The organism is Bacillus sp. FSL E2-8900 (genome assembly GCF_037966225.1).
Lineage (GTDB): Bacteria > Bacillota > Bacilli > Bacillales > Bacillaceae_G > Bacillus_A > Bacillus_A cereus.
In genome coordinates this window covers 2,366,507-2,383,704 of sequence record NZ_CP150193.1, presented here as the reverse complement: position 1 = coordinate 2,383,704, position 17,198 = coordinate 2,366,507, and the positions used below count along the sequence as shown (strand labels likewise).

Sequence of the window (17,198 nt, the reverse complement as noted above, 5' to 3'; positions counted from 1 at the left end):
GAATATAACATTTTACATACAGTAATTATTTAAATATGTAATATTTAATATTACATTACTTGTATTTATAGATAATATAATTCAAGGAGTAACATTATTAAATTACTTTCTTCTTCCCATCCTTTCATATGAATTATTTAATTTTTTTATTTTTTATTTACATATTCGTTATACGAATCCAATATCTCTAGTAAGGTCTCGTTAGATATTTGGAGATAATAGTTATAATTCATCAAATAAAATATACCTAATCGCATATCTATATAGTGAGATACTACCTCATGTTTGTATACAAACAATTCACGATTTGCATACTGTATTAAGAGCCCTCCTATGACATAGAAATCTTAGTCACTTACTCTAAAAAATTAAAAAATCCACACCCACCAATACCTCTGTAGATGTGGATTTTTAACTTTATTTAGAAATGTAAAATGTTTAAAAATTCTATCTATGTAATTTATAAACTTACAAATTATAACGTAACTAATCCTATTCAACACATACATATGGCACTAGCAGTTTTTAATTTTTTATCATCTAAAAAAAGAATTATGTACTTTTATACCGATACATTCTAAATAATGGCACTTACAATTATTTAAGGATGTGAAATACCAGTGGGTATAACTCCAAATACTTTTTAGTAATTTCATGAATCGGGAAATTGAATCAGTTGTCGATTCATTTTTAAATAAGGGATATTTTATAATGTAGGATTATGTATTAATGAAGAAATAATTCTGTTTACAAGATCATCTGTTATCCACTCTGTTTGCATATCGTCGGAGTCACTTTGATTCATCGAATCAATAAACTTTTTAAATTTCGGAAATAAGACTATGGAGGTAATCCAATAAATAGCATGGCTTGTCGAAAAGAAATGAAAAACTCCTTGTTCTTTCCCTTCCAATAAGATTTCTTTTAATTGTCCAAAATTCCCAATAATATATGGTTTTATTTTTTCTAATTGTGAACTTTCTTTGATAATTGCCTCATATGCAAGCGTTCCAATTTCAGGATGTTGTTTTATATGTGCAATAAAGAAAGTTAAATATTGTCTTAGAGCAGTTTTAGGATTATGCTGCGTTTCTTCAAGAAAATTTGGTAGTTTTTTTGCAAAACCATATTTTTTAAATACCTCTAAGTAAAGGTTCTCTTTTCCGTTAAAATAATACGAAGCCATAGCAACATTCACCTTTGCTTCTTTTGCAATTTCTTGGATACTTGTACCATCATATCCACTCTCTCCAAATTTTTTCTTAGCCGCTTCTAAAATATTTTCAATTGTTTGTTCGCGAGATTTTCCCATTCTCTACACCTCATATTAAAATTAATGAATTTCAAAAAAATATTATGTGCTTTATATCACAACTTTTCCATAAGATTTAATTATATATTTCGAATAATAATTTAACAAATAATTGAATATTAAGCACTCCTTATAAAACCCTTTTCTCCCCACTAATAAAAAAAGGCTGGAGACTATCTATTTCAATAGTTAATCTCTAGCCTTTTACTGGAATAATTAAAAGTTAAAGGATATTGGATTTTTTAATCTCAATTATTTATTTTACCACTTGTACAGATGCTGGTTTCCACCCCTGATTCTCTACCCAATCAATATTAACCTTATATTTTTTATTATTTTGTTTATCTCGTACATTACCGTAGGCTTTATTATTACCATTATTTCCAATAAAATCGAAAATCAATTGGCTCTCTGGAACATCAACAGCATAAGAGATTGCTTTTTTCATCTCACTCCAATCTACTGTTCCTTCTTTAAATTTCATTTCAGGTTTTGCTCCTTGCTCTGTACCAATTGGCTTCCATGAAGGATTAGTTTGAAGATCCTTTTCTTGAGATACCGTTTTTTCTTCCTCTTTATTTTCATTTCCGTTCGTTTTTACCAATTTTTCTACTTTTTGTTTCCCTTCTAACTGTGCTGCTTCTTTATCTTCGCTTTTCTTTTCTTCTATCTTTGCTATTTCTTTATCTTCAGTTTTCTTCTCTTCTATCTTTGCTGTTTCTTTATCTTCGGTTTTCTTCTCTTCTATCTTTGCTGTCTCTTTATCTTCAGTTTTCTTCTCTTCTATCTTTGCTGTTTCTTTATCTTCAGTTTTCTTCTCTTCTATCTTTGCTGTTTCTTTATCTTCAGTTTTCTTCTCTTCTATCTTTGTTACTTTCTTTTCTTGAGCAATTGCTTTCGTTGATGTATTAGAAGGGGTAAACAATTGGTATGTCACTATACCAACTGTCACTAATACCAAAGTAAATGCAATATTAAAAATTGCCTTTTGACGACGATTCTGTTGTTTTTCCTGAAATCTGCTTACTTGTCCCATTCTTCAAACCTCCGTGTTTACTTTCTCCTCTACTCTTTATGTATTATCCCTAAAATTCTTAATATTTTTATTAAACAATAGAAATAAACTACACTTTCCATACAGGATTTCATATCATAATAAAATTTGTGTTTTTTCAAGCATCTGACATATGTTATTCAAAATAGTTTAATACATTAAAAATTGATAAGCTTCTGCACTTAAGAAACCTTCAATTTTATTCAAAGGTGATTCCAATTACGTCCACATTAGATCTCCTGTAGAAAGCTTTTTAACAATTAAGCCTCTTCTTCCCTTATTTATAATTTTTAAATTAAATTTCCCTCTATAGTATAATAAAGATGTTTCGTTTTCTAATGGGGTATGTCGTAAAATCAAAAGAGATTTTATCTCTTTCACCTTCTTTTCAGAGTAAATTTCACCACTAGGAAATTCTATTATTCCTAATGTAATCTTTAATTCGCTCTCCTCAAAAGTCCACTCTTTATTAAGTTCTCTTATCCTTTGTATAAAGCTTCTTTTGGTTTGTCCTATATAGAGCAATGTTACATTCTTAGCATATACTCTAGAGATTGCAAATAGCCCCTTCTTAGAAGCTTCTTCCCTATTATAAAAGTCATTTATACTATACATGCCATACCACTTAATATGTACTGTTTCTATGAATCTCACCTCATTTTTAGACAATATTATAATTTCTGAATGTTCGAATTATTATGGGTACATATGCTTGATTACTTGAATTATAAATTGTGCTTTTCAATAATACATTTTATTATTACTAATTTCAATAATGAAGAAAAAATACAATATTATAGTTTAATTACAAAGCTGTATAAAAAACAAAGTGATATCGTGCCACATATTTTCTTTTTTTACAATATCAAACTATCGCGAACAAAATTTAGAAAGTTATGGAATAAAAATAGAGATGTTTTTGCAACTCATTGATTTTTTACCAAACACGTATAAAAACCAATAATATGAAAATAAACGACTGGCTAAAAGTTTACTTTCAATAAAATAAAAAAAGAACCTGCAAATTTGCAGATTCTCCTGATAATGATTTATATAAGTAAGACTCGAAAATATAATACAATGATTCAAAAATAAGTTCAAGTAAATCCAAAGAACCTGCTGGAGTTCGGGTTCTTTCAGAAGTGATGATGTTTTCTCGGATTTGCAAAGTGAGAAAATACAAGAATATAATACATCGAGATTTAGAGAATTTCAATACTTAAATTAGAGGTTATTTTAATATGATGTAACATTAGCATTTTGAAGGAATAGCAATGAATACCTTATACATTTCCAGTCTACATAACGCTTTATTATCAGTAGAAAGAAAAAGTAAATCCCTACTTTCACAAGAAATCCGCCTTTTTACTCTATTCATTTTTTGATACATTCCCATCCACGGTTTTAGGGTTCTCTTTTGTACTGTGTTAGCCGAAAAATTTTATAAATCATAATTCGTTTTTCCTCCACCTGTTTCACCCTTTCTACACCCTAGTTTTACAAAATAAGAGGTCATCAAAACTTATATTTATTACTTTCTGTTATCTCCTCTCTCTTGTTCTATGCATAGTCTATTTGAATTTTTATTAGCTACTAAAAAAATTTACAGGACGATTAAATAAAGCCAAGTGCATTGCACTCGGCTTTATGTTATGGTCGATTAAACATTTTTACTTCAGACGTATTAAACTGATGTAGATAGTCTTTAGTAGAAGTATAGCCTGAATTCATGAGTGTTTTCTTTTCTTCTTCTGTGATATCGAAATTAAATGACGGCGTAAAGAATGTATTGATAAATACAGTGCGGGCAGCATCTTCTTTGGTTGTTTTTCCACTCTCATGACCTTTGATCATCGTTTGAGACAAATTCCATGCAAAATGAATAAGAGAATGGCCAATATGATGTTCTGTTGAAGTTGCGATATGTTTTAACATGGCAACCTCGGCCTGAGATTCTAAACGGAAACCTAGTGTTTCTTTGTTGTAGACAATTTCATCTGTAGGATCAAAGAAAGATGCATTGTATTTCGTGTGTAAGCTTCTTAGTGTAGAATGATCCTCCATATTGCTTATCAGTTTATTAACCTCGTCAATCGTATCTGTGGTCGTGAAGTGTTCTTCCTTATTCACAAAACTTTTCCGATCAAATAAACGAATTGGGTAGTTATCGAGTACACCTCCGTCTACATAATAATCTTTATCCCATTCCACAGATTTAAAAAAGAATGGGATGGACATCGAAATCCGCACAGCAACTACTAACGGGACATCAGGTGTCGTTTCGCGAGAAAACGTACGAAGCTCGTGTGTAGAAACGTTCGTTCCTTGGAAAAACACGTCTTTTCCTGTTTTGTCATACAACTGCTGAAAAGTTGTGTCCTTACTCCCTGTCCACTTTTCAACAATCTTTCCTACCCACTCAGTGAAGAAATCCCCTTTATAGATACCAAAACCATCAAAAAATAAACGAATGTTATCTTGTACAATCGAAAAATCATCATCTTTAAACGCTTTGAAATTCATGTCTTTGTGGATTTTTACAAGATCTGCGAATGGAATAGAAAGACCTAAAAGTAATGCAGTAATCGCTCCTGCTGAAGTACCCCCAAATCGTTGTATTTCTGGTAAAATCCCTTCTTCATTTAGTGCACGGATGGCACCTATATAAGCGCTTCCCTTTACCCCGCCACCTTCAAATACTAAGTTATGAAATGGATATGCCATTATATACCTCCAATAGAGAAATTTTCGATCTGTTATAGTATCGGAATTATATTGAAATATATTCCAAATCTTATTAAAAAGGTTTCATGCCCTCCGATACGTATGGCCAAATTATCTTTATTTAATGGATGAATTGTTTGAAAGAGAAGGAATTTGCTTGGAATGGTAATTTAGTAGGATAGGAAACAGGAAGCGGAGCGCATCTTTGGATACACTGACTAATATCCCCTTTTGAAATTGTATATAACGTAACTTCTTTTCCAATGCATCCTCCTAGTAAAATCACGAGTAAGAAATCAAGGAACAACCTACATTTCATAAAGTCCTCACTCTCTTTAACATGCAATCCAGTAAAATAATTTTTTCAAATACGTAGAAATATGGTTTAACCAGTAATCAATGATCAGATCTTCTTAACTTAAGTAAACCTAAATCTATTTGTCTCCATACAGAAAGAGATAAATAGTTTTGTTCCTATTCATGAAATAGTACAATATATGCAAAATTACATATCTAATTAATTGCTTTTAATGTTATATTTTAATAGCGATGAATGCTATTATTTCATAAGTTGTCAACAAGCGTTATGTATGTATGAGAAAAAGGAAGGAGCTAAATAGGCCCCTTCCTTTTTCTACTAATTAACTAAATTACTCTCTGGTAAAAATTTAAATAGTAATGCTCATTTACACGCGTCTCATTATGCATTAAACATGCTAACTTAGCTTGCTGTCGGAAAAAATAAAAACGATAGCATTAAGTTATTAAGAGACAAAAATTCATCAACACGAAGACAGATTTGTCTTGGCTAGATAAATTTGGTGATAAATACAGGAAGTAACTCTTACGATTCAATGATTCTTTTTCCTGCCTTCTACCCTTGCCACCTCTGTTTCATGACTTGTAAATAGAGATCTTCAAACTCGTTAAAATGGACGCGAAAAACACCTAATGTATCGATATAAGCAGAAATCACATCTTTTTCATTAAAATGGATACCTTCCTGTGCTAAGTCATAGCTATCATTAAGGCTGTATAAATCAAAATATTCTTCTTCCCAATACAGGCCTCTATTTACTAGTAATCGAGTAGAGCAAGTAATAGCTTGTTTAATATTCCATTTCTGAGCTACTAACTTTTCATTTAAGACTGAAAGAAGGATGTTTACCGAGGGGTTTTCATCAACTATGCGGCTATATGACAGTAAAGCCGATTCTATATATATCAGCTTTGCTTTAGACATTAAAGATATCTCCATAATTTCATATGGCGGGTGATCATTTGCTTCAATCAACCTATCGCACCATGAAATAACCTCCTCTCTATTCCAAAGTCCGCAGCCTAGTCCTAATGCATACAAGTGGGCTAAAGTTTGATAAGATTTCAATATGTTTCACCTTCAATTTAACTGTATAGTGGTATTGCATTCATTTTGGAAATAATCACGCTTAGTAATAAATATAATAAGCTGCCCAAACGGACAGCTTATTTGCATTAAAAACGCTACACATGAACTTTTGCTTTTTTTCGACGCACAAGCCACCAAACTAAAGATAGCAGTACTAGGGGAAACGGAAATATCTGAATAAACAAAAATACTTCCCAAAAATCGTGCATCGTACTACCAGGGGAATCTGTTGCCATCCCGCCAATAAAAAAAGACAATGGAATGACAAGTATATTTATACCTAAGCTAATCATTAGGAATGATAGATTCTTCTTCCAGATTACTGGTAATGCAGCCGCGATTAATAAAACCAATGCAGTACCCAGTATAAGAAACAGTGCTCCAAATAAAAATACAAAGTATAAAATAGCATTGATTAAAGGTTCCACAATAGCCCTCCTAAGGATTCATTCTATAGAAACACTCATGTTATTTAGAAAGTCAGGATGCTATACCTCTTAGTTGTCTTTCAATTTCTTCATCGCTATAGTCTTCATTTATCTGCTTAGAATACTTAATCTACTTGCTTATATTCTGGACTGCGTTAGGACATATGTTTCTCTTGTACAACCAGCTGGCAAGAAACCCACACTTATCCCTGCTAATACGGTACCTTTAAAGGCTCTGTTCATATTCATTTGCCCCTTTTATCTTTTCGTATTTTTTCTCCATCCATAGACAGTCCATTATGAACGTTTTCATTATAAGTATTGTCTGCTGTTACTGTTTTACTTTCCTTACTATCTGTTTCGGCCCTGATTCTTCTCATTTACCGTTTCAGTATTACGCTTCAATCCGCATTATCATCACATAAAAAGGACATACCTATTCATATATACTCCTTTATTATTTTATATTGAAATAAATAATGGTTCAAAGTTATTTTGTGAAAATTATACAAAAATTAATAATTCATCGATTACCCAACAATAGATAATATGGATAAAGAAAAAATACTAGAGAATATCACATTGTAGTAGTCTCTAGTATCTTTTCATAGTATTTTAGCGGCTATGCAATACGGAGGGATAAAAAAGGACCTCTTACGGAAAGATAAGAGGTCATCAATAAGATAAAAATGTTGTATTTGAAACACGCGAGTTTCTAATTCACATCATAACACAATATATTCATATATTCAATATATACATTTAAGATAAGGAATATTACATCCTTGAAGATTACGGTAAACCAGGAGATAGTGCTGAAAATGAACCTACTTTGCGCAACATTTTCCAAAAAAAGTATGCGGATGTCGCACCTGCTAAGACATTTTGAATAATCTTTGCAGCTGCTACATCAACGGGTAATTTATTGTATTTCCAATCTAGAGAATCAATTGTACAATCCCATACTTTTAAAACTAGTGAAATAGATCTTTTTAATTACATACTTAATTTATTTTTTAATGTCCAATATTTTTCTCCATTAGCTTCAAAAGAGAATTCTACCCATCCATTCGGATCTTCACGATAAATAAAGATGGTTGTTCCAGGAGTTACTGTACCAACTTTATTCTCCTCGACAGCTACATCTGGTCTACTTTTAATTTTTAAATTAAATGGATAAGGTACCTGATAGTAAGTAGCTGATGATACAACATTTGAGCTTGAACCGTCTGCATACATTTTATATGGAATTTCATTAGATAACGCGTCGACATCTAATGTTTCAGGATTCTTTGGTAATTTTTTTGCATATGTATAGTCTTCTACACGAAACGGTTTAATACGTTCCATAATACCCGCAATTTTCTTAGCCCAGCCTTTATCTGATGCATATTTCACGTTCATGCCAGTTAATGTTGACCCGTTATAATACATACCACTTTCTTCTAAATATCTTTCTCGTACATAATTAGCATTATAAGCAATACTATCGCCGTAGCTTGGTAAATATTTCGCATATTTAAACGGATCTCCATCATATGCACGTAGACCGAATAAATTATGTTTTTGATATGCGATTTCTGATTTTCCGTATCCAGATTCTAAAATCGCATGCGCTGCTAAATAATGAGCACTCACGCCATATTGATTTTGCGCATTGATAAAATCTTGTCCATGTCCAACTAAGGGACTATCTGAATGATATTTTGCAATAAAACTATCAATCTCTTGAGCTGTAATTTTCGAAGCCACTGTTAAATTTAAATCTTCATATGAGGTAGCAGTAATAACCTCTTTTTCATCGTTTAAATTTTGTTGTAACATATCTGTTTTTGCAGTAAGTTGAGCAGCTTCAGCACGTGTTATAAATCTATTTGGTTGCCAACCGTTCTCGGTACCATTAGAAATTTTTAAATCTATTAAAATATTGGCATGTTTTTCTCCCCAATGCCCTTTTAAATCTTCAAATCTAACCTGCTCGTTATGATTTGCTGTGCTTTGTAGTTTATATGCATTTACTAGCATGGTAGCCATAGCAGCACGAGTTACTTTTCCGGATGGATTAAAGATTCCATTCCCTTCACCTTTAACAATACCAGCTTTTTCAGCAGCAGCAATATAAGGAGTAGCCCAGTGGTTTTGTGAATCTGTAAAAGATGGTTTTGCATTAGGATCAATTTTTATACCTAAAACTTTTGTCATAATTTTTGTAGCCGAAGCTCTGTCTAAAGAGTCATTTGAACCAAAAGTTCCATCTGGATAACCATTTAATACCTGTTTATCAACTAAATAGTTAACTGATTTATCAGCCCATGTAGGAACATCAGGGAATTTATGAGTATCTGCTAAAATATTAGAAGAATAGGATAATATAGCTCCTGCAAGGATACCTGTTGCAATTAATTTGTGCTTCATTAAAATAAACACCTCTACCATTGTATTTATCAAATTGAGATTTTCTATTTTTATATTTACATGTTTGTAATAATAATAAAATCGTATTATCACGCATTCAATTTGATGTAACGAGTATAGTTACTTATATACACAAGTGTCAATGAATTTCTTTTACAAAAATACATAATATTTACATGATTTTATAATTGACTTATGTATAAATTTTGTAAAGGACCTTTTGATAGATTTTACCTGAAGAAATCTCTTTAGTTGTTAATTTGCCAATCTTTCTCGTTTACTATTAATCAATTAAAAAAAGAATTTTTTGTTTGAAAATCTTAAGTTGATGGATGTGTGAACGTACCGCTACTAAAATTCTTGCTTTTAATTTATTATTACTGTATTATATTTACGTATCAATATAAGGATTATGGTATATAAAAAGGAATCAAATCTATAAGTAAGATTTAAATCCTTTTCCAATTCAAAAAGATTTTGCCAAAATCTAATATAATTTATGCTTATCTTTTTAGTATGTATCTAGTAAAAACATATTTTTTATCCATAGAATTCTGTTTTCAATGATATGAATTAGTGTTCTAAACAAGGAATCCTACAAAGTGATCTGAAAAACCTGAGAGATATTGTATGTAGTTTGCTCATCTCCAGGTACTACAATAAAGAGCCTTACCTCTCTAGGCAAGACTCTACTAGTTTAGTTGTATACTATTTACATGATAACTAAGAAACAGAAAACATATAACACCAAATAACAGCACCCTATTACTCCTCCTACAGCTAATACCTGTTTAACCCAACTCTTAAATTTTTGATTACTGTAAATCGCTTGCACTCTTTCCATATTTCCTCCTATTAAAGAGAACCCTTAAAGACTCTCACCTCGCTATAGTACCATTAAAAAATGAATAATAGAGATCTAATGTATAAATATGCAATATTGCATACGGAAATGTATTGTTATTATTGTAAGCGCTTACTATAATAAGGTTATAAAGATTTATTACATTTTAATACGAAAAAGAGGAGAGAATAATATGGAAATCGCAATGGCAGTTTTAAAATTTATAGGTGGAGCAATCCCATTAATTCAAGAACTTCTAAAAGCATTTATGTAAATTCACTATTTAGCAATTATTCATAAAAATTATCATACAAATGATCTGTATATCAAAAATGAATTGGTTGACAGATCATTTACGTAATCAAGGTTCCTTTAACATGACTAAGGGGCCTTTTTAAAATTTTTAAATAATTAAGGTTACGTCACATCACCCTCAAGTTAGCAAAATAAAATGAAACTTTAACTTGATGGTGATGGGGTAACAGTTGTGATTTAGAGATAAGATCAGATTATACAAAGTTTTGCACGTCAGCGATACCGGAAATAAACTTCACCTTTAGTAGCAAGAATCTCCAATAAAGATAGCCAACTTGCCTATTTAGGAATAGGAGTTTCAATTTAAATGATGCGTTCCAAGGCACTACTCTTCTTCTAAAATAGCGTAATAATATTCATCCCACCATTCATTCCCATGTGGTATACACTTCCTGAAATAGCCTTCTCTTCTCATTCCAATCTTCTCCATTACTCGATATGATGGGGTATTTTTTGGCTGACATGTAGCTATAATCCTATGTAATTTCATTTCCTTAAAGCCATATTTCAATGTAGCTTGTGCTGCTTCAGAAGCATATCCTTTATTGAAATATTTAGGATTGAACACCCAGCCAATCTCATATGTATGCTCACCAAAATATTTATGAAAAACTATATGACCAATCAGAATATCTTTATCAATTAATACTACAGGAAAGTTTTTAGCGTTTTCACCAATGTTTTCATTCACAAAGTTTCTTGTATTTTCTTCAGTAAAAACCCCTTCAGGTATGTATTTCATAACATTGATATCTGATGTATACTCATGAACAGCTTGCCAATCTTTGAACTCAAATTTTCGTATTAATAATCTTTCTGTTTTTATAAACATTTACTTTTCCCCCTCAAAAAATTGCAACTATATTTAAACTCCACTTTTAAGGTGAAAATACGGGCCAAACAAACTATCTTACAGCTTGACTTTAGAAACTTTAGGGATAATGCTTTGACAAATATATTATATAACAAATATTAACATCCACGGGATTTGTTTTTGAAAATTATGTTAATTAAGAAAGAAAGTAGTTTTTTCTTAGATATTATTGTTAATAACTGATGGTATCATTATATTTCATTCTGCAACTTATTTAGAAAAGCTATGTACATTTCGAAGAAGTTCTTCAATAAGTTTTGTTTTTTCATTTACCTTTGTGGCATATGTGAAATCACCATAACAATATGGATACCTAAAATTATTTTTATTTCCACCACAAGTATACATCGCTGGATTTTGATCAACTTTCATCTTAGAAAATTTTTTGGCCGAATCCTCCGAGTGTTGTTTAACTTCTTGACTAGCAATAAAATCAATATACCCTGGTCCCATATTATAACTTTGAATAATTGTATCCATGCTAACATCCTTGTCCGTTCCATATTTGTACATTTTAGCAAAGTGCTTTACCCCCTGTTCAATGCTCAAGCTTGTCTCTTGAATTTCATTTGGCTTTAATCCAAGTGATTCAGATGACTGCATAGGATCGTTTCCCTCACCTCTACTCTCTTGATACATAATTCCTAATAAAATTGGTGTTTTCTCTCCTAAATTATATTTTTCTAATTCTTTTTTTAAGGTAGACTCATATTGCAATACACGTTTTTCGGTGGCTTGCGCTTTATTTTGTTGAATATTGGTTTTATGATTAAAATATAGCATTCCAAGTATTGTTCCTAAGCCTAAAATACTAATAAGGAACACTTTTATAATTTGTTTTTTACTTGTATCCTTCATATATTCCTCCTCGTATAAGAAATTCAATTTTTCAAAGGTAATTGGTTATATACAAACTATGTAATGAACATCTATCTCCCGCCCTTTTTAGACTCATATATCAATACTTTAAGGTTTCAAGTTTAATATAAAAATTTAAAGATAAGGTAAAGATAAGATAAAGATAAAATAAAGGGTATTTTTAGCGTACTTTAAAAGATATTGCTACAAAGGGATATATGGGACAACTTGTTGATATGAATGGATTTAGTGATAATTGAAAGGTTATTGTACAAGTTATTAATTATGGAGACATCATTCCAGAAGATTTAATCCATCTTTTCAATATGCTTTATATAAAAACCACAACATAACATATAATAAAAAACGGCGAACCCTCCACCTAGGAGAATCCACCATCACAAATAACTGATTATTTCACACCTAGTTTTTTTGCTTTCTTAGGGATCCCGTCTTCCAGCACTTCCTCTCAAGCTGTTACACCTGGAATATGATGTGATTGCATTTGAAACAGGGCTTTGGGAAGCAGCAGCTGTTCAGCAAAATTTTGATAACTCAACCGCTACAGAAGCGATGAAACAATCCTTATACTCTGTATGGAAAACTGAGGAACTTGAACAATTATTTACCTATATGAAAGAACAAAAAGAAAAAGGAAAGCCACTCACATTAGCTGGTTTTGATATGAATTTGTTTTATAAATCTTCATTCCGCTCTTATGCAAAAGAATGGTTGCAAAAAGTAAATCCTGAAGTAAAGAGTGAATTTGATACAGCAGTGTCAGAGTTGATTGAACTGGATAGGTATTACAATAAAAATAAAACATATTTCAAAAATGATATTAGACTTTACGAAGATGCAGCAATACAATTATGTTGGCCCAAATATGATGGATTATCTTCCACAGCGTATCAAAGACCAAATGGACACAATTGGTGTATTTGCGTATAGTGGAAGCAGTTGGGATGATGTTAATGAAGATGTTATTCCTGTACATAATGAACATGAAGAACCAAGCGTTGAAAAAATCATCAGCCCGGTAGGAAGTCCCCATGTTTTCGTTAACTTAAAAGGAGAAAGTAACCGACCAGAAACTTCATGGATGTTTACTCCTACTGCAGCAAGTTATTGGGGAAATAAATTAAAAGAAGAAATCATGATTCCGACAGAACAATATGATGGCATTCTCTGGTTAGAAAAAATATCACCTTCTGTACTGAAGTGAAAAATAAGAGCCTCCAATAAAGTAATGGAGGCTCTTTTCAATTAAGTTAGAATTTGAGGCAAAGACGCTAAGAAAGTCTTTATACTGCTTAATGTTTATTTGTACTCTATAACCATTATTTTGAACAATTTACCATTCCCCTTCAACTTGTACATATGGTCCTATAATCAATTTCCGCCTTTACAAAGAGTCCTGCGGTGTTCATCATGATAAACAGTTAACAAGAATAGCGAAGCAACGGCCTTGGAAATATGAAAATCCGCAAGGACTCGGAAACAATATATTTGGAATGTCTAATAATTCAATTTCATGAAAAGAATGACGGAATCTCGCAGCAATTGCAAATGCCATCACATCCACTCCCAGCTATACGTAAAGCACAATTAGTATATCAATAAGATCTATGTTTCGTGCAGAAATCGCCTTTTTCTCTCCAGACTTATCTACAAGAATAAAAAAGGAAACACAAGATATGTTCCCTTTTCACTATTTGTTTTCTACAATTTTAATTCCAATGTTTCTAGATGCAGAATAGATCCGATCCCTGGCAGGTAGACATCTTCCTCCTTCAGCAGGGATAAGGAAATTTCCGTTTCTACTAGTGACGGAAGATTGCGCACGCCAAATAATAATACTTTTCCCCCTATTGCCCAAATGACGCGGGGTATGCATGGAAATCGTAAGGTTGTTTATGTATGTAATTGTTCCTGTTCTTAAACATTTTAGGGTATCTATTTTTATTATATTTTGCTTTTTTAGTATCTCTTATTTTTATTGTTTGATTGTTATGACTGGCACTTGCTCGGTTTCGGAAATTTCACTGTAACCATAATAAAGTAGAAAAAACAATAAAATAATTGTCCAAATAAATATAAACACTTTGTAACTATACTTCATATGAAAAACCTCATTTTCCCTATATAAGTGAATGTACATACATCCTATAAATCCGATTACATAAATTATCAGATATCTTAGTAGTAGAGAATCATTAAGTATTAGCAATTGTTATTCATAAACATATCCAAGAAATCTTCAAAAAATATCATCTAGACATTTCATAAAAATGCACAGATAATATTTTTACGTTTAGCTAAGTAATGCTTATTATGTAATAAATCTTTATCTCTATTTCACCTTAATGTTTATATGTACAAGAGTCTGTGTAGCAACTAGGCTGTACTTTAAATATGTACTAAATTGTGTGTGGGAAAGGAAGCACATTTTATTTAAAGTTGTTACTTTAAACCCTTTAATTAGTTGGTAGTCTTCTTCATTCAGACAGAAAGGAAATTTAAAGTGTGCACGTATTTTCAACTCAGACTCTTTACTACACACACTCCTATACACATAAAACATCTATACCTTTCGTAACATTAAGGAAACAAAAAGGAAATGACATAGAAATGATTATAATATTTCGTAACAATCTTGTAACACAAATGTAACACAATACATTTAATCGTACAATACTTTTTTAGCTAATTATCAACAAAGCATTGTTAATGTCGTTCAAATTTAATAATGTTCCCATAGAGTAATACATATTGTTTGTGAAGTGTTTTTTCAAAATATAACGAAACCTACCATGACGGAGGAATGTTAATTCCATTTAAGAATAAATGGATTAATACCTTTCTAGCTTTTGTATCCCAATCATAGTATAGAGAGGATTATGGTTATCCAATAAATGTATGTGACCATATACAAGCTAAGCCTTTTAAATAATTACTGTAACTAAAAAAACAAGTAATTATACTTGTTTTTTTAGTTTACTTTCCAATATCGCAACAGTTTTATGTGCTCTCTTTTCCTGTCTACATTATTGGATGCATACCTTACTAAAGATAGCTTCTTTTTTTATGATTCTATTGAAGTAATTAATTGCTGACGTTCTTTATCTCTATAAATTTTCATTTCATGTTTAAACTCGTAATTTCCTACTTCAAATCTAGCCCATTCCTTACTTGTCCAATATACTACATCTACATTTTCTCTTAAGATTGCAAAACACACATCCACTAATTCATCTTCGTAAAATGGAGCTTCTTTTGCTAATTCAAAAGCAAGCACTTTTGGATCCTTAGTTTTAATTTGAAGTTCCCTAGAGGTTTGCCCTAAATACTGCCATTGCGATGGTATTGATTGAACTTGGGCATCTCCCCTATCTTGAAACTGTGATGGAGAATCATTTGTTGAAGCAAATGTAGGTTTACTTACTCCTATTGCTGTTCCTAAAACAATAGAACCAATAATAAGTTTTTTAATCATTTTTTCAGCCCCTTTAATAATTTTGGATATGCTTCATTTTTATACCACGTTCACAGTCATGTAAATGAAGATAATTTGACATAATTATGCACCTTAAATTTACTAAAAACAAAATTGTTGGTTAAGGTAAACTTTTTTGTCGTAAGTATACACTTTTTGTATAAAAATTAGTTTTTAAAATATTTGCATACTTATTGATAAAGCTTCCTGCCATTCCTTATTCGAAGCCAATTTATCTCTACCTACTCACTTCGCATTCCTTGAAGAAGGAACCTTCTTGACTAAAATGATAAAAAAGTTGGGGATTTCCCCAACTTTTTTATACGTTTATTGTCTAATTAATCCTGTAGATGTAACCCGATATGTTCCTGTTTTCCATTCTCAAGGTTAGTTAAAGTCGTGCGTGTTTTTTCCTTTGCTGCTTCCCCTTCTATATGAGTAAATTCTATATAATCTCCCTCTTTTACAGGTACTGTTTGGGTTTCAGCATTTTGTTGTCTATTTCCCATAATTTCCTTATTGTACATAACGCTACCAGATGAGTTCTGGACTTTAATACTTGCATATGTGCTATTGAAATAAGAATGCGGTACACCAGCTTCTAACATTAGCTTTAAAACTTAGATATATTTAATATTTTTTTCACTACTATTATTAATCAAATTATAGTATTTTGTATTAAAATCGTATGATTTAGGACTAAATATAGTGTGAAAATTTCATAAATATGTAGTTTTAGATATTTATGATGAAAGACACACTAAATAACTTAATTGATCACACTATTTGACTCAGAATTGTTTACCAGAAAAACGTTATGTAAACTTTTTATTTGTCAATTAGACAAAATAGTTTATTTGCTGGTACCTTATCATTAGCTAGAAAGAGCCTACTAAAAAAACGTAGATTCCTCTAACGTTAACACCTGCCCAATCCCAGCGTTGTTTACAAGGATATCAAATGTAGTATCACCTATATATTTTTGAAGAGATTGACCATCATTGCATACAATTTATTAATGTCATTAAAAGTACTTAAGTCTGCACTAATCGCAAACGCGGAACCGCCATCTTGTTTAATTTGATCCACTACACTTTCTGCTTCTTCTTTTCTTTTACTATAGTGAACAACGACTAACGCACCAGCCTGTGCCAAATGTAAGGCAATACTTCGGCCTATCCCTCTACTAGCCCCTGTTACTAATGCAATTTTCCCCTTCAATTTATTCATCTCATCATCCCCTTGTTTAAAAAATTCTACTTAGTTATATCACAAGATACCCTTTGAAATGTTGCTCACTAATTTGATATCCATAAAACCAAAAGGCCCACTCATAATTATAAGAGTCGGCCTTTTTACTTCACATATTGCATCCCTAACTGTTATGTACTTTGTATTAAGTATAATAAAGAATCTAGATGGTATTATAGGTAAGCTTAAACTAAAGTCAATTCATATACATTTTGCTTA

12 protein-coding genes and 5 pseudogenes are annotated in these 17,198 nt (G+C 31.3%); 3 read left to right on the top strand and 14 right to left on the bottom strand.

What is annotated here, in order from left to right:
• Nucleotides 1-706: 706 nt before the first annotated feature.
• The 8 genes and pseudogenes from NST90_RS12205 to NST90_RS12170 form a co-directional block, all read right to left on the bottom strand.
• On the bottom strand, nt 707-1,312 hold the full coding sequence (locus NST90_RS12205; protein ID WP_000520479.1) for a TetR/AcrR family transcriptional regulator: 606 nt from the start codon (nt 1,310-1,312) through the stop codon (nt 707-709).
• Nucleotides 1,313-1,568: 256 nt separating this feature from the next.
• On the bottom strand, nt 1,569-2,348 hold the full coding sequence (locus NST90_RS12200; protein ID WP_000532037.1) for a YrrS family protein: 780 nt from the start codon (nt 2,346-2,348) through the stop codon (nt 1,569-1,571).
• 237 nt (nt 2,349-2,585) lie between these two features.
• Nucleotides 2,586-3,020 carry a hypothetical protein gene (locus tag NST90_RS12195; RefSeq protein ID WP_025709602.1) on the bottom strand — a complete coding sequence of 145 codons (435 nt, stop codon included), beginning with the start codon at nt 3,018-3,020 and terminating at the stop codon, nt 2,586-2,588.
• A gap of 996 nt (nt 3,021-4,016) precedes the next feature.
• Complete coding sequence (locus tag NST90_RS12190) at nt 4,017-5,090, bottom strand: patatin-like phospholipase family protein (RefSeq protein WP_046392701.1); 1,074 nt, start codon at nt 5,088-5,090, stop codon at nt 4,017-4,019.
• An 874-nt stretch (nt 5,091-5,964) separates the two neighbouring features.
• Entirely contained in the window at nt 5,965-6,477 is a 513-nt protein-coding gene (locus tag NST90_RS12185; protein WP_025709604.1) for a hypothetical protein, read from the bottom strand.
• A 116-nt stretch (nt 6,478-6,593) separates the two neighbouring features.
• Nucleotides 6,594-6,926 carry a hypothetical protein gene (locus NST90_RS12180; RefSeq protein WP_000433518.1) on the bottom strand — a complete coding sequence of 111 codons (333 nt, stop codon included), beginning with the start codon at nt 6,924-6,926 and terminating at the stop codon, nt 6,594-6,596.
• 858 nt (nt 6,927-7,784) lie between these two features.
• A pseudogene (locus NST90_RS12175) lies at nt 7,785-7,898 on the bottom strand (polysaccharide deacetylase); the annotation flags it as partial.
• Between the two features lie 24 nt (nt 7,899-7,922).
• On the bottom strand, nt 7,923-9,341 hold the full coding sequence (locus NST90_RS12170; protein ID WP_000680975.1) for an S-layer homology domain-containing protein: 1,419 nt from the start codon (nt 9,339-9,341) through the stop codon (nt 7,923-7,925).
• Between the two features lie 932 nt (nt 9,342-10,273).
• Here NST90_RS12170 and NST90_RS12165 point away from each other — a divergent pair.
• A complete protein-coding gene (locus NST90_RS12165; RefSeq protein ID WP_001987408.1) occupies nt 10,274-10,459 on the top strand; it encodes a hypothetical protein in 186 nt (61 codons plus the stop codon).
• A 366-nt stretch (nt 10,460-10,825) separates the two neighbouring features.
• Here NST90_RS12165 and NST90_RS12160 read toward each other — a convergent pair whose 3' ends face one another.
• Nucleotides 10,826-11,332 carry a GNAT family protein gene (locus NST90_RS12160; protein ID WP_000470145.1) on the bottom strand — a complete coding sequence of 169 codons (507 nt, stop codon included), beginning with the start codon at nt 11,330-11,332 and terminating at the stop codon, nt 10,826-10,828.
• 252 nt (nt 11,333-11,584) lie between these two features.
• A complete protein-coding gene (locus NST90_RS12155) occupies nt 11,585-12,232 on the bottom strand; it encodes a lysozyme family protein (protein WP_000655733.1) in 648 nt (215 codons plus the stop codon).
• Between the two features lie 212 nt (nt 12,233-12,444).
• Here NST90_RS12155 and NST90_RS12150 point away from each other — a divergent pair.
• Both NST90_RS12150 and NST90_RS12145 read left to right on the top strand, forming a co-directional pair.
• A pseudogene (locus NST90_RS12150) lies at nt 12,445-12,567 on the top strand (vancomycin resistance histidine kinase VanS); the annotation flags it as partial.
• A 133-nt stretch (nt 12,568-12,700) separates the two neighbouring features.
• Nucleotides 12,701-13,457, top strand: a pseudogene (locus NST90_RS12145) (erythromycin esterase family protein); the annotation flags it as partial.
• A gap of 204 nt (nt 13,458-13,661) precedes the next feature.
• Here the strand turns inward: NST90_RS12145 and NST90_RS12140 are convergent.
• The 4 genes and pseudogenes from NST90_RS12140 to NST90_RS12125 form a co-directional block, all read right to left on the bottom strand.
• Nucleotides 13,662-13,808 (bottom strand): hypothetical protein, encoded by a 147-nt coding sequence (locus NST90_RS12140; RefSeq protein WP_006929300.1) that lies wholly within the window; start codon nt 13,806-13,808, stop codon nt 13,662-13,664.
• 1,509 nt (nt 13,809-15,317) lie between these two features.
• Nucleotides 15,318-15,728, bottom strand: a complete 411-nt coding sequence (locus tag NST90_RS12135; RefSeq protein ID WP_006929303.1) for a hypothetical protein — start codon at nt 15,726-15,728, stop codon at nt 15,318-15,320.
• A gap of 327 nt (nt 15,729-16,055) precedes the next feature.
• Nucleotides 16,056-16,345 (bottom strand): annotated as a pseudogene (locus NST90_RS12130) (putative mucin/carbohydrate-binding domain-containing protein); the annotation flags it as partial.
• A 284-nt stretch (nt 16,346-16,629) separates the two neighbouring features.
• Nucleotides 16,630-16,958 (bottom strand): annotated as a pseudogene (locus tag NST90_RS12125) (SDR family NAD(P)-dependent oxidoreductase); the annotation flags it as partial.
• Nucleotides 16,959-17,198 lie beyond the last annotated feature (240 nt).